The 13,303-nt window shown below is 71.9% G+C and carries 12 protein-coding genes; 4 read left to right on the plus strand and 8 right to left on the minus strand.

Annotation, left to right across the window (positions count from 1 at the left end; genetic code table 11):
- Positions 1-149 precede the first annotated feature (149 nt).
- The 3 genes from OG389_RS06660 (at position 150) to OG389_RS06670 (ending at position 3,075) form a co-directional block, all read left to right on the plus strand.
- Complete coding sequence (locus tag OG389_RS06660; protein ID WP_328297535.1) at positions 150-920, plus strand: glycerophosphodiester phosphodiesterase; 771 nt, start codon at positions 150-152, stop codon at positions 918-920.
- Between the two features lie 65 nt (positions 921-985).
- A complete protein-coding gene (locus tag OG389_RS06665) occupies positions 986-2,398 on the plus strand; it encodes an MFS transporter (protein WP_328297536.1) in 1,413 nt (470 codons plus the stop codon).
- Positions 2,399-2,700: 302 nt separating this feature from the next.
- Positions 2,701-3,075 (plus strand): RNA polymerase-binding protein RbpA, encoded by a 375-nt coding sequence (locus OG389_RS06670; RefSeq protein ID WP_007262928.1) that lies wholly within the window; start codon positions 2,701-2,703, stop codon positions 3,073-3,075.
- Positions 3,076-3,211: 136 nt separating this feature from the next.
- Here the strand turns inward: OG389_RS06670 and fxsA are convergent, their stop codons facing one another.
- The 4 genes from fxsA to OG389_RS06690 all read right to left on the minus strand — a co-directional run bounded on the left by fxsA (position 3,212) and on the right by OG389_RS06690 (position 7,214).
- Positions 3,212-3,814, minus strand: a complete 603-nt coding sequence (gene fxsA / locus OG389_RS06675) for an FxsA family membrane protein (RefSeq protein ID WP_328297537.1) — start codon at positions 3,812-3,814, stop codon at positions 3,212-3,214.
- Between the two features lie 82 nt (positions 3,815-3,896).
- On the minus strand, positions 3,897-4,667 hold the full coding sequence (locus OG389_RS06680) for a polyprenol monophosphomannose synthase (RefSeq protein WP_328297538.1): 771 nt from the start codon (positions 4,665-4,667) through the stop codon (positions 3,897-3,899).
- Positions 4,668-5,038: 371 nt separating this feature from the next.
- Entirely contained in the window at positions 5,039-6,664 is a 1,626-nt protein-coding gene (locus OG389_RS06685) for an amidohydrolase (RefSeq protein WP_328297539.1), read from the minus strand.
- Between the two features lie 109 nt (positions 6,665-6,773).
- Positions 6,774-7,214, minus strand: a complete 441-nt coding sequence (locus OG389_RS06690) for an Lrp/AsnC family transcriptional regulator (protein ID WP_328303565.1) — start codon at positions 7,212-7,214, stop codon at positions 6,774-6,776.
- 219 nt (positions 7,215-7,433) lie between these two features.
- On the opposite strand from OG389_RS06690, the gene OG389_RS06695 reads away from it, so the two are divergent.
- On the plus strand, positions 7,434-7,877 hold the full coding sequence (locus OG389_RS06695) for a hypothetical protein (RefSeq protein ID WP_328297540.1): 444 nt from the start codon (positions 7,434-7,436) through the stop codon (positions 7,875-7,877).
- A 15-nt stretch (positions 7,878-7,892) separates the two neighbouring features.
- Here OG389_RS06695 and OG389_RS06700 read toward each other — a convergent pair whose 3' ends face one another.
- The 4 genes from OG389_RS06700 to OG389_RS06715 form a co-directional block, all read right to left on the minus strand.
- Entirely contained in the window at positions 7,893-8,996 is a 1,104-nt protein-coding gene (locus OG389_RS06700) for a phosphotransferase family protein (protein WP_328297541.1), read from the minus strand.
- Between the two features lie 62 nt (positions 8,997-9,058).
- Positions 9,059-10,195, minus strand: coding sequence for a hypothetical protein (locus tag OG389_RS06705; protein WP_328297542.1), 1,137 nt, complete (start codon positions 10,193-10,195; stop codon positions 9,059-9,061).
- 1,081 nt (positions 10,196-11,276) lie between these two features.
- Positions 11,277-12,446 (minus strand): acyl-CoA dehydrogenase family protein, encoded by a 1,170-nt coding sequence (locus OG389_RS06710; protein WP_328297543.1) that lies wholly within the window; start codon positions 12,444-12,446, stop codon positions 11,277-11,279.
- Between the two features lie 144 nt (positions 12,447-12,590).
- Positions 12,591-13,286, minus strand: coding sequence for a TetR/AcrR family transcriptional regulator (locus OG389_RS06715; RefSeq protein ID WP_328297544.1), 696 nt, complete (start codon positions 13,284-13,286; stop codon positions 12,591-12,593).
- Between the last annotated feature and the right edge of the window lie 17 nt (positions 13,287-13,303).

Genomic DNA, 13,303 nt, shown 5'->3' on the forward strand with positions numbered 1-13,303 from the left:
CCCGGGACGGGCCGGTATTGGATTGATTCTGCCGGTCCAGGGTGCCACGGACCAATCCTCAGGTAACGGCGGCCCGGTGCGCGGGGCCGTTCACCGGCCGGCCATGGGGGCGCTCCCACCCCGGCGGGAACAGCGGGCATACTGCCGCGGTGACGCACGTACGCCTTACCCATCCCTATCTCGACCACCCGGCTCCGATCCCCTTCGCGCACCGCGGCGGGGCCTCGGACGGGCTGGAGAACACCGCCGCCGCCTTCCGGCGGGCCGCCGACGCGGGCTACCGGTACTTCGAGACCGATGTGCACGCCAGCGCCGACGGGAAACTGGTCGCCTTCCACGACGCCACCCTGGACCGGGTGACCGACGGGCGGGGCCGCATCCGGGAACTGCCGTGGAGCCGGATCCGGGAGGCCCGGGTCGGCGGGACCGAGCCGCTCCCCCTCTTCGAGGACCTCCTGGAGGAGTTCCCCGACGCCCGGTGGAACGTGGACATCAAGGACGAGTCCGCCCTGCACCCGCTGGTCAACCTGATCGCCCGGGCCGGGGTCTGGGACCGCGTGTGCGTGGGCTCGTTCTCGGAGCGCCGCGTGGCCCGGGCCCAGAAGATCGCCGGCCCCCGGCTGGCGACCTCGTACGGGGTCACGGGGGTGCTCGGGCTGCGGCTGCGGTCGTACGCGATCCCCGCCGCGCTGCGGGCGGGCGCGGTGGCGGCCCAGGTGCCGGAGACCCAGGGGGGCATCCGCGTGGTGGACCGGCGCTTCGTGCGGACGGCCCACGAGCGGGGGCTCCAGGTGCACGTGTGGACCGTGAACGAACCGGAACGCATCGAGACTCTCCTCGATCTGGGAGTCGATGGCATCATGACCGACCGGATCGACATCTTGCGCGCGGTGCTGGAACGGCGCGGAGCCTGGGCCTGACGAGCCCTTACGGCTTCACGCCCGCCGGCGTCCGTAGCGGTACGGGGACCAGCGAGGGGGCACCGATGAGTGCGCAGACGACGGACGACGCGGAACCGGGGGCGGAGGACGGCAGACCGGCCCGGTCCGGGGACGGGGCCGCTGGCGCCGCGGCAGCGGCGGCACGCAAGCGGGAGCAGCACGGCTGGTACTTCTACGACTTCGCCTGCTCGGTCTACTCGACGAGCGTGTTGACCGTATTCCTCGGCCCGTACCTGACGGCGGTGGCCAAGGCCGCCGCCGACTCCGAGGGGTACGTCCACCCGCTGGGCATCCCGGTCCGGGCGGGCTCGTACTTCGCGTACTCCGTATCGGCGTCGGTGCTCGTGGCCGTCCTGATCATGCCGCTGGTGGGCGCGATCGCGGACCGCAGCGGCCGCAAGAAGCCACTGCTGGCGGCGGCCGCCTACACGGGCGCGGCGGCGACCACCGGGATGTTCTTCCTGAACGGCGACCGCTATCTGCTCGGCGGACTGCTGCTGATCGTCGCCAACGCCGCCCTGTCGCTCTCGATGGTGCTCTACAACGCCTATCTGCCGCAGATCTCCACGCCGGACGAGCGGGACACCGTCTCCTCGCGCGGCTGGGCCTTCGGATACACCTCGGGCGCCCTCGTACTCGTACTGAACCTGGTGGTGTACCAGGGCCACGACTCCTTCGGGCTCTCCGAGGGCGAGGCCGTACGGATCTGCCTGGCCTCGGCGGGGCTGTGGTGGGGTGCCTTCACGATCGTCCCGCTGCGGCGGCTGCGGGACCGCGCCGTGGTCCGGAAGACGGGACCGGGGGCGGAGCCCGCGGTGAGCGGCTGGAAGCAGCTCGTGGCCACGCTGAAGGACATGCGGCGCTATCCGCTGACCCTGTCGTTCCTGCTGGCGTACCTGATCTACAACGACGGCGTGCAGACCGTGATCTCCCAGGCCTCCGTCTACGGCTCGGAGGAGCTGGAGCTGGAGCAGTCGACGCTGATCGTGGCCGTCCTGCTGGTCCAGATCCTGGCGGTGGCCGGTGCGCTGGGGATGGGCCGGCTGGCCGTCCGGTACGGCGCCAAGCGGACGATCCTCGGATCGCTGGCTGCCTGGGGGGTGACGCTGGCCGCCGGATACTTCCTGCCGGCCCGGACCCCGGTGTGGTTCTTCGCACTCGCCGCGATGATCGGTCTGGTGCTGGGCGGGAGCCAGGCGCTGTCCCGGTCGCTGTTCTCGCACCTGGTCCCGGCGGGCAAGGAGGCCGAGTACTTCTCCGCGTACGAGATGAGCGACCGGGGTCTGAGCTGGGTGGGACCGCTCGTTTTCGGGCTCACCTACCAGGTCACGGGCAGCTACCGGGACGCGATCATCTCGTTGGTGGTGTTCTTCGCACTGGGTTTCGTGCTGCTCGCCAGAGTGCCGGTGCGGCGCGCGGTGGAGGCGGCGGGGAATCCTGTACCCGAGCGGATCTGACCTGGGGTCCGACGGACCCCTGGCGAGCGAATTCGGAACAGATTTCGACGTTCAAGCGAAGGGCCGGTAGTGTACGCCTTTGGCCTGCCAGGCGGACCGTTACTGCGTGCTCATGAAGTGAAGACGTTGGGTGACATCTGCTGCCAGATGTGACAAAACGGGCACTGGTGGGTACAACAAGGGGCGGTACGACGGGCGACGCATGACCCGGAGCGGGAATCTATACCGCCGACCGGACGTTGACCGGATGACGACGACAGCGACACCTGTCCTGTGGGCGACAAGCCCGGGAGGCACGATTCATGAGTGAGCGAGCTCTCCGCGGTACGCGGCTCGTGGTTACCAGCTACGAGACGGACCGCGGCATCGATCTGGCCCCGCGCCAGGCGGTGGAGTACGCATGCCAGAACGGACATCGATTTGAGATGCCGTTCTCGGTTGAGGCAGAAATTCCGCCGGAGTGGGAGTGCAAGGCGTGCGGCGCCATGGCACTCCTGGTTGACGGGGATGGGCCCGAAGAGAAGAAGGGCAAGCCTGCGCGAACGCACTGGGACATGCTCATGGAGCGACGCACTCGCGAGGAGCTGGAGGAAGTGCTGGCCGAAAGGCTTGCGGTCCTGCGTTCCGGCGCCATGAACATTGCCGTGCATCCGCGGGACAGCCGCAAGTCCGCCTGACAGCCGGACGACAGCACAGCACAGCAACACCAGTAGGACAGCACCAAGCCGAGGGGCCCCGCCACACAGTGTGTGGCGGGGCCCCTCGGCTTTGCTCCGCGCAGTCCGGCCGGAAGCCGGCCAGGCCGCGGTTCAGTCAGGGCGTGAGCGGCGGCCGGTAGCCGGTGTCGGCGCCCGACGCGGGCCCGGGGCGCCGCGGTGCGTCCTCGCGGACGACCTCGCCGTGGATGACCTCGCCCTGGACGACCTTGCCGTCCGGGTAGTGGATACGGGCCTGCTGGAAGGCGTCACCGAGGGTGCCGGCGGGTGCGGAGGCCATCTTCCGCTCCAGGGAACCGGCGGCGCGGCGGCCGATCCAGGCCCTGACCGGCGGGATCAGGAGGACCAGGCCCACTGCGTCGGAGATCAGGCCCGGCATCATCAGCAGCAGGCCGGCCAGCATGGTCATGCCGTTGCCCGTGCCGGGCTGCTGCGGGGCGGGCTGGCGGCCCGTCTGGGCCTGCTGGAAGGTGTCCGTCAGATTCTTGAAGGCACGCCGCCCGGCCCGCTTGATGACCACCGCACCCAGCACCAGACCGCCCGCGAGCAGCAGGGCGACTGCCCCGCCGCCGACCACTCCGGCGACCAGGCTGAGCAGCCAGATCTCCAGGATCAGCCAGGCCGCGACGGCCAGGGGGAGGAACGTACGGGCGGGCGAACGCCGTCGGGGGGCCGTAGAGGTCGGAACTCCGGTCGTCATACCCCCAGTGTGCCTGGGCCGATGTAAAAGCGTCCTCAGCCGGAGGTACCGGACATCCCCTAAGGGTGCGGGACCCCCGGCGCTACCTGCCCCGGACCTTGCCCGTCAGCTTGTCCGCGTGCTCCTTCAGGCCCCACTGGGTGACCCTCCAGAGGGCCTCCACCACGATGTCCCTGCTCATCTTGGAGACGCCGAACTCCCGCTCGACGAAGGTGATGGGCACCTCTACCACGCGGAAGCCCTTGCGCACGGCCCGGCGGGCCAGGTCGACCTGGAAGCAGTAGCCCGCGGAGGCCACCTCGTCCAGGCCCAGCCCTTCGAGGGTCTCGCGGCGGAAGGCACGGTAGCCACCCGTGACGTCGCGGATCGGGACGCCCAGCATCAGACGGGAGTACGTGGACCCGCCGCGGGAGAGGATCTCGCGGCTCTTCGGCCAGTTCACTACCCGGCCGCCCGGCACCCAGCGGGAGCCCAGAACCAGGTCGGCGCCCTCCAGGGCGGTGAGCAGCCGGGGCAGCTCCTCGGGCTGGTGGGAGCCGTCGGCGTCCATCTCGACGATGACGCCGTAGCCGTTCTCCAGACCCCAGGCGAAGCCTGCCAGATAGGCCGCTCCGAGCCCTTCCTTGCCCCTGCGGTGCAGGACGTGGACGTGGTCGTCCACGGCCGCCAGCTCGTCGGCGAGCTTTCCGGTGCCGTCCGGGCTGTTGTCGTCCGCGACCAGGATGTGGGCATCCGGCACAGCCGCGCGGACGCGGCCGGTGATCAGCCCGATGTTCTCCGCCTCGTTGTAGGTCGGAATGATCACCAAGGCCGTACCGAGCGGTCCGTGGCTTCGCTGTCCGCCGTCGCTCACTGATTCCCCTTTGGCGTTCTCAGACGTCCTGTACGTCCTGCACGTCCTGCCGTACGTCCTGCTGTACGTCGTGCTCGCAGGGGATGATTTTAGAACAGCGATCGGGGCCCGCGGTCCTTCGGGCCGGACCGGCTCCCGCTGGCTGCGGGTCACCTGCCCGTTGTCTACTGGACCGCAGGGCCCCGATCCGAGGCCACCGCCCCCGGACTCCCTGGGAGCAGGGGGGACACCCGTCCGGCGAAACCTTCCCTCGCCCCCGAGGCGCGGGCGCGGCTGAGCGAACGGCTCCGTCCGGTACGGACGTCCGGTTTGGTGGACCCGGCCGAACCTATCCGGGTCCGGCCGCCCTCACCGAACCACGGCCCCCCGGATCACCCCTGTGGCCGTACGAATACCTCCCGGCCGCCGACGACGGTGGCCAGGCAGACCGGAAGCTCGCCCCCGGGGGTCAGATCCGGCAGCCCCGGCGTGCCGGAGCGGGGATCCGTGGACCAGCGGGCGACCCGGTCGTCGGGGGCCTGGACCACCAGTTCGGCGGTCTGCCAGACGGCGTAGTCGGCCGGGGCCCCGGGGACGAGGATGCCCGCGTCGTCCCGGCCCAGGGCCCGCCAGCCCCCGCGGGTGTGGGCGGCGAAGGCGGCCCGTACGGAGATGCGGTGGGCGGGCGTGTGGTGGAAGGCGGCCGCCCGGACGGTCCCCCAGGGGTCGAGCGGAGTGACCGGTGCGTCGGAGCCGAAGGCCAGCGGGACGCCGGCCTTGAGCATGGCGGCGTACGGGTTGAGGGTACGGGCGCGCTCCGCCCCCAGCCGGTCGGCGTACATGCCCTGCTCGCCGCCCCACAGCGCGTCGAAGGCCGGCTGCACGGAGGCGGTCAGGCCGAGCTCCGCGAAAGCGGCGATGGTGGCCGGGGTCATCATCTCGGCGTGCTCCACACGGTGGCGGGCGGCGCGTACCCGGGCGAGACCCACCTTGTCGGCGGCGGCCCTGGTCCCCTCGACGACGGCTGTGATCGCGGCGTCGCCGATGGCGTGGAAGCCCGCCTGGAGGCCCGCCTCGGTGCAGGCGGCGACGTGTTCGGCGACGGCACGCGCGTCGAGGTAGTCGGTGCCGGTGTGCGCGGCGTCGGCGTACGGGGCGTGCAGACAGGCGGTGTGCGAGCCGAGGGCGCCGTCGACGAAGAGGTCGCCGGCGGCCCCGACGGCGCCGAGCTCCGCGACCCGGCCGAGGTCCCGGTCGGCCCAGTAGCCGAAGACCCGGGGGCCGGGGTGGGTGCGGGCCAGCTCCAGGAGGGCGGTGAAGTCCTCCGGGGAGGAGATCTCCGGGCCGCCGCACTCGTGGACGGAACCGATGCCGAGGGAGGCGGCCCGGTCGAGCGCGGCCCGCTGGGCCTCCGCGCGCTGGGCCGGGGTCAGCGCGTCCAACGCGGCGCGGCGCACGGCATGGTGGGCGTCGCGGGTCAGCGGCTCGTCGGCGGCGCCGCGGGCCTCGGGGACGAGGTGGAGCAGGGCCGTCGTCACCACGGCGGAGTGCGCGTCGATGCGGCTGAGGTAGAGCGGCCGGCCGCCGGTGGCCTCGTCGAGCTCCTGCCTGCGCGGAGCGCGGCGCTCGGGCCAGCGTGCGGCGTCCCAGCCGTGGCCCAGGAGCACCCGGTCGGCGGGCCGGCTGTCCGCGTACGCCCGTACGCGCGCGACGGCTTCGGCGAGGGAGGCGGCCCCCGAGAGGTCCAGGCCGGTGAGGGCGAGACCGGCGGAGGTGGTGTGGACGTGGGCGTCGGTGAAGGCGGGCGTCACGAGTGCGCCGTCGAGGTCCACGACCTCGTCCACGCCCTGCGCGAAGGCGTCCGCGGCGCCCTCGGAGCCGACCCATGCGATGTGGCCGCGCTCGACGACCATCGCGGTGGCGAAGGGATCGGCGGGGCTGTGGACCTCTCCGCCGCGCAGGAGGACGGTGCGGTGGGTTCCGGCGGCGGTGGCGGAGTCGGCGGTGCGGTCTGTCATGCCGACAGTTTCCCTGTTTTTGCGCGGCGCCCGCACCGCTCGGCCCGGCGGGCGGTACGGCTGGTCGGCCCTGCGGGTCCGCCGGGGCCGGGTGACGGGCACGGCGGGGTTACACGCGGGGCGGGCGGGCCTCGTACGGGGTGGAGAGGACCACCGTCGTGCGGGTGGAGACGTGGGCCAGGGCGCGCAGGCGGCCCAGCAGGTCCTCCAGCTCCAGCGGGGTCGCGACGCGGACCTTGAGGATGTAGTTCTCGTCGCCCGCGACGCTGTGGCAGGCCTCGATCTCCGGAACCCCGGACAGCCGCTCCGCGATGTCGTCCGGCGCGCTCGGGTCGAATGGCTTGACCGAGATGAAGGCCGTGAGGGGAAGGCCGACGGCCTCGGGGTCGACGACGGCCGCGTACCCGCGGATGACCCCGCGCTGCTCCAGGCGGCGTACTCGCTGATGGACCGCCGACGTGGACAGTCCGGTGGCCTTGCCCAGGTCCGTGTAGCTCATCCGCCCGTCCCGTACGAGCAGATCCACGATCTGGCGGTCCAGCTCCTCCATTGCGCTCATAGCCGCACAACTTACGGCCCCGAACCGCTTCAGGCACAGCCGTGTCCACGGATTGAGGTGGCACCTGCGGCGGGCATGTGACCAAGGCCACAAGGGTATGCGGGCGTACGGCGGCTGGAAGTGGTTACTCGTGCCGCGTGACGGGAAGTGCTTGGGGTGGCCGTGGCCGAAGAACCTGCCCGCCCGGCCCACCCAAGGGGGAGTACATCCATGCTGAACACCAAGCGCGCCGGTCGCACCGAACCGGAGCCCCTGGAAATCGTCGAGAGCAGTTACGCCGACGACGACTACCTCGAGGACGCCGAGGGATTCGAGATCCACCACGCGATCTGCCCCGATTGCGGCCAGTCCATCGCCCTCGTCGCGGACGAGGAGTACCTGCCGCAGCACGCCCTCTGCCTGACCCCGTGGAACCCCTTCGGGCTCACGGTGTGCGCGGGCACCGGGCGGCCGGCCTCCGACGCGCTGCCCACCCTCGGATTCGCCGACGGCGAGGCCCAGGAGCTGGAGCCCGTCGTGCACCTCGCGCTGCCGCAGGGCCTGGACTGGCGGACGCAGCCGTTCTCGCACGTCGGCGGCCCCGGTTCGCGTCCCGTACGGATGCCGGCGCCCGCGGTGCTGCCGCAGATGCGCCAGCACGCGCAGGCCGCCTGAGTCCGGCCGGACCGGCTACCAGTACGTTCCCTGCACCATGGCGGTCAGACTGGCGTGGTGCAGGATCAGGCTGTCCGGATCCGCCGGGAGCTCGACCTCCCCGAAGTGCGCCTGCCGGTAGGCGATGCGCAGCATCACGATGCCGTGGCGCAGGGCGGCGTAGAGCGTGTGGAACTCCATGTCCCGCGGTGTGTGCCCGGTGAGTTCGGCGTACCGTCGCTCGATGTCCTCGCGCCGCAGGAAACCGGGCAGGCCACTCTGGCCGAAACTGACGGTCAGGTCCTGGAAGAAGCAGTGGAGGTAGACGGTCCAGCCGAGGTCGACCTCACGCGGGGCGCAGGCCGCCATCTCCCAGTCCAGGACGGCCACGGGTGCGAAGCCGTCGGCTTCGTAGACGACGTTGCCGATGCGTGCGTCGCCCCAGTTGAGGACGGCCGGTCCGCCCTCGTCGGCCGGCCACAGCTCCTCGAGGCGGTCGAAGGCCAGCTCCAGCAGTGGTGACCGCGATTTACCCGCCACCACCCAGTCGTAGTAGGCCCGTTGGGCTTCCACGTGACGGCGCAGCGGACTTCCTTCCCCCTCCGGGAGGAGGAACCGCGCCTCCTCGGGCGGGAACTGGTCGTGCAGCCGGGCCAGGAGCGCGATGCTCGATTCCTGCAGCGCGGCGCGTTCGGCGTCGGTCGCGGAGTGCAGCCAGTTGCCCTCGTAGGTGTAGGGCATCACGTCGGGCGGTACGCGGCCCTCGGCGCGGGCCATCACGAAGAACGGGGCTCCGAGCGGTCCGGGGTCCTCTTCCAGCCACTGCACACGCGGGACGGGCAGGTCGGTGTGGGCGGCGACCAGGCTCATGACGCGGTGCTGGCGGGGCATGTCGTAGGTCGGGAAGACCGTGTAGGCGGCCGGGTCGGCGGCGAGGCGCAGCGCGCAGGCGTGGATCGGGGCGTCGGGGTGCTCGATGTCGAAGAGCAGTGTCTCGCTGGACATGCCGTTGGAGCCGGGCACGGAGATGTTGGTGACCTTCGCGCCGGGGAGTTCGGTGTCCAGCCAGGCGGCGAGGCGCCGGCCGAGTTCCTCGGGTTCGCGGGTGGAGGTGCGGGGACGTGGTGCCGGTCCTGCCATGGGAGTACCCCTTCTCTTGGCGTGAAGTGGCGTGGCTACGGATTCCCCGTGCGGGGGGCGGGTTACGGGGCCACCGAGCTGTAGTCCGCGAAGCCGCTGGGGTCGTGGCGGCCGAAGCTGCCGTGTTCGAAGATGCCGAAGCCGGTGCGGCCGTCCAGGGTGAAGCGGGCGGAGTGGTCGGTGACCCCGAAGGCGGCCATGGGGTGGGCGGCCGGGTCGGAGAGGTCGTAGACGCGGCGGTCGGTCCAGCCGCGCCCCTGCCAGCTGCCGTGCTGCCAGTCGGAGGCGGGCGGATAGCCGGCTCCGACGGCGAGCGGGGAGGAGTTCAGGATCTCCACACCGAGTTCGAGGGATTTGCGGCCCGCCGGGTCGGTGAGGTGGACGACGGCGCTCTCGGGGTGGCGGCTGCCGGACCGGTAGCGGATGTCGGTGTGCGGCCAGCCGAGTTGGACGTCGTGACGGCCGCTGCCCTCGGGGAAGACCTGAACGGCTTCGCTGAGGTTGCGCAGGCCGTCGGCGTCCTCCTGGGCGATGACCATGAGGAAGCGGTCCTCGAACCGGACGGGGATCCAGAGCCAGTGGAAACCCTCGGGGCGGTACTCCTCGGCGGCGCGGCCGCCGTCCTCGCCGGGTATCGGGCGCACGCCCCAGCTGCGGTCGCGGGTGCCGGTCCATTCGGCGGCGTCGAGGGTGAACTCCTCGCCCTTGGCACGGATGGTGCCGGTGACGTTGCCGGCCTGGACGAAGCGGCGGCCCTCGAGGATGAGGCGGTCGCCGCGGCGCTGGGTGTGGTGCGGCTCCCACACGGCGGGGAACTCGGCGGTCCAGGTGATGTCGTACGAGAGCCCGTCGGGGTCGGCGGGGTCGGCGGCGCAGGTGAGGGTGAGCCGCTCGAGGGGTTCGTCGACGGTGATGCGGAGCGGTCCGACGGAGAGGTTCATCCGGTCCTCGGCGAGGGCGTCGGAGGCGCGGACGGCGAGGAGTTCGTCACCGATGCGCAGGGTGGCGTAGGCGTCGATGACGCCGGCGTTCGGGTACACGCCGAGTCCGAGGATGAGGACGGCCCGGCCGGCGTGGTCGAAGACGTGGAAGATGCAGCGGTCGTAGGCGTTGCGGTCGCCGGTGACGAGGTGCTTCATCGACAACGGGGCCTGGTGGATGGGGTATTCGTCGAGCGATACGGGCCGGTCGGCGGGCATGGCGAACCTCCGTGAGGGCGCGAGGGATGACACCTGGTGTACGTGCGGCGAAAATGACGGTACGTCAGATTGCCGGGCCGGGACCAGACTTGTGGCACGAACTGTCAGGCAGACACGTCGTGCGGCGCCCTGCCGTCCGGGGCGGCGATGGCGGCCAGTACCGGTCAAGACTCCGACAGCGGGGCGAGCCCCGGCGGCTCAGGCCGCGGGGTGGCGACCGCGGGGTGGCGACCGCGGGGTGGTGACCGCGGGGTGGTGACCGCGGGGTGGCGACCGCGGGTTGGCGACCGCCCGGCGGCGACCGCGGGGCGGAGGCCCGCGCAGGGGCAGTCGTAGGGCGGTGACCTGGGGCGTGGGGAAGCGTCGAACGGATGGGCGGGGTTACCCGTGGGTCCGGCGGCGCGTTGGCCCGGCATGACCACGATGGAGACTTCCGCGCCGAGAGTGGGGCGCCGCCGACGGGCGCCGGCCGCAGGGTACGAAGAATCGGTTCGGCAGACTCCCGACCCGCCCATCTACAGCGCGCTGCTCACCCGCTGGGCCGAAGACGGCCGGACCATGCCCGGACGGCGCGATCCGGAGTGGTCCGAGATCGCCTCGTCGCCCATCTGGCCGACCGGCCCACTCTTCGGCGGCTGACCGCTCACACCGCGAGCCGCCACACCGGCCGGAAACCGTTCACGGCACAGGTCACAGCGCGAGCAGACCCGCGGCCGTCGGCCGGAGGCGCGGCTCGTGGTCCACGTGCAGCCACTGCGCTCCCGCGGCCCGGGCCGCCTTGGCCGCCGCCCGGACCAGGCGCACGCCGAGCCCCCCGACGGCGCTCGTCCGGGTGCACCGTGGTGTCCAGGACGAAGGCGTGTGCGCCCGCGTCCCGGGCGACGTTGACGTAGCCGGTCAGCCACCCGTCGCGGCGCGCCGCGATCCACGTCAGGCCGCGATCCACGTCAGGCCGCGGGCCAGGACCGGCCCGAAGGGCACGTCCCGGTGCCCGGGCCAGGAGGCGGCGAACAGCACGTTCAGGATGGCGTCGGTCAGTGGCTCTCCCGCTGTCAGCTCCGCCAGGCCGCCCCTCCCCCGGTCAGCGTGACTCCGGGCCCGCCAGGTGGCGGGCGATCACCATGCGCTGGATCTGGTTCGTGCCCTCCACGATCTGGAGCACCTTCGCCTCGCGCATCAGACGCTCGACCGGGAAGTCCGCCGTGTAGCCGTAGCCGCCCAGCACCTGGACCGCGTCCGTCGTGACGGCCATCGCCGCGTCCGTGCAGAACAGCTTGGCCATCGCCGCCTGCCGCGAGAACGGCTTGCCCGCGTCCCGCAGCCGCGCCGCCGCCAGGTACAGCGCGCGGCCCGCCTCGATCTTCGTCGCCATGTCGGCCAGCATGAACCGCAGGCCCTGGAAGTCCGCGATGGGGTGGCCGAACTGCTTGCGGTCCAGCGCGTAGACCACGGCTTCGTCCAGCGCGGCCTGGGCCACGCCGATCGCGCAGGCGGCGATGCCGAGGCGGCCCGCGTCCAGGGCCGCCAGCGCGATGGTGAAGCCCTGGCCCTCCTCGCCGATGCGGCGCGTGTCGGGGACCCGTACGCCGTCGAAGTGCAGCTGGGCGGTGGGCGAGCCCTTCATGCCCATCTTCTTCTCGGGGACGGCAGCCGTGAGGCCCGCCGCGTCGCCCGGTACCAGGAAGGCCGTGATTCCCTTCGGACCGTCCACGCCCGTGCGGGCCAGGACGGTGTAGAAGTCGGCGACTCCGCCGTGGGTGATCCAGGCCTTGGTGCCGGTGATGATCCACTCGTCGCCGTCGCGGACCGCCCGGGTGGTCAGCGAGGCCGCGTCGGAGCCGGCGCCGGGCTCCGAGAGGCAGTACGCGCCGAGCAGTCCGCCACCGAGCATCGCCGGCAGGTGGGCGCTCTGCTGCTCCTTGGTCCCGTAGCCGGCCAAGCCGTGACAGGCCAGGGAGTGCACGCTGACGCCGAGTCCGACCGTGAGGCGGGCCGCGGCCAACTCCTCAAGGACCTGGAGGTAGACCTCGTACGGCTGGTCACCGCCGCCGAACTCGCCGGCGTACGGGAGCCCGAGCAGCCCGGACTCGGAGAGGAGCCCGAAGACCTCCCGGGGGAACCGTCCGGCGTCCTCCTCCTCGGCGGCCCCGGGGCGGATCTCCCGCTGCGCGATCTCGCGTACGAGCGCGAGCAGGTCGCGGGACTCCTCGGTGGGCAGCGATCGGTCCACCTGCGGCGCGCGGTCGGTCATGGCGGCGCTCTCCTCACTCGTCAAGCACGGGGCGGCGCGTGAGGGTGGTACGCGTCGCCGGGTCTCGGGGCTCACAGCCGATGGTGCCCTCCCGGATCGCGGGAAGCTCCTGTTCAAGGGGCTGCGGCGGTTGAGTATGCCCGATCAGGGGCTTCCCGTCACTGGTACGGGATCTCCCGCGGGGACCGGCGGGGCCGGGCACTCGGGGGCGAACTCCTCGATCACCGTCAGGGTCGCGCGCAGCGTACGCACCAGCAGGGCCCCGAATGCGGCCCGGTCGGGGCGGACGGCGACCCCGGGCCCGGCACCCGGTGTCGCCTCGGCGGAGCCGATCCAGTCGAGCGTGCTGCCCTCCACCCCCGCGAGCCAGCCGACCAGTGCCAGCCGGGCGATCGGCGGGATGGCGCGGTGGCCGTACGCGCCTTCGGAGATGGTCGCCATGAGTTCCTCGCGCACGGCGTCGCGGATGGCGAGGACCTCGGAGTCGGAGCCGACGCCGCCGGTCACGATGGTCCGGTAGGCGGCCTGGTGGTGCTCGGCGTAGTGCAGGTAGCCGTCGATGGTGCCGCGCACCCGCTCGGCGTTGGGCCGCTCGCTCTCGTCGCCGGCGCGGGCGACCAGCTCGGCGACCGAGTCCTCGACGATGGCCAGGTAGTAGCCGCGTTTGCTCTTGAAGTAGTAGTAGATGAGCCCCTTGGCGACGCCGGCGTGCTTGGCGATGTCGTCCATGGAGAGCGCGTCGTACGAGGTGTCGGCGAACAACTTGCGTCCGATCGTTATCAGTTCGGCCCGCCGAACCTGCGAACGCCCGGTCGTTCCGCGCTGTTGACTATTATTCAAATTCAGCCCTAGCCTCG

This window comes from Streptomyces sp. NBC_00435 (assembly GCF_036014235.1).
Taxonomy (GTDB): domain Bacteria; phylum Actinomycetota; class Actinomycetes; order Streptomycetales; family Streptomycetaceae; genus Streptomyces.

Excerpts from the sequence above, each read along its gene's own strand:
- OG389_RS06700 (WP_328297541.1), bottom strand. The coding sequence starts at position 8,996 with ATGGCAGGACCGGCACCACGTCCCCGCACCTCCACCCGCGAACCCGAG.
- OG389_RS06705 (WP_328297542.1), bottom strand. The coding sequence starts at position 10,195 with ATGCCCGCCGACCGGCCCGTATCGCTCGACGAATACCCCATCCACCAG.
- fxsA (WP_328297537.1), bottom strand. The coding sequence starts at position 3,814 with ATGACGACCGGAGTTCCGACCTCTACGGCCCCCCGACGGCGTTCGCCC.
- OG389_RS06685 (WP_328297539.1), bottom strand. The coding sequence starts at position 6,664 with ATGACAGACCGCACCGCCGACTCCGCCACCGCCGCCGGAACCCACCGC.
- OG389_RS06710 (WP_328297543.1), bottom strand. The coding sequence starts at position 12,446 with ATGACCGACCGCGCGCCGCAGGTGGACCGATCGCTGCCCACCGAGGAG.
- OG389_RS06695 (WP_328297540.1), top strand. The coding sequence starts at position 7,434 with ATGCTGAACACCAAGCGCGCCGGTCGCACCGAACCGGAGCCCCTGGAA.
- OG389_RS06665 (WP_328297536.1), top strand. The coding sequence starts at position 986 with ATGAGTGCGCAGACGACGGACGACGCGGAACCGGGGGCGGAGGACGGC.
- OG389_RS06690 (WP_328303565.1), bottom strand. The coding sequence starts at position 7,214 with ATGGAGGAGCTGGACCGCCAGATCGTGGATCTGCTCGTACGGGACGGG.
- OG389_RS06670 (WP_007262928.1), top strand. The coding sequence starts at position 2,701 with ATGAGTGAGCGAGCTCTCCGCGGTACGCGGCTCGTGGTTACCAGCTAC.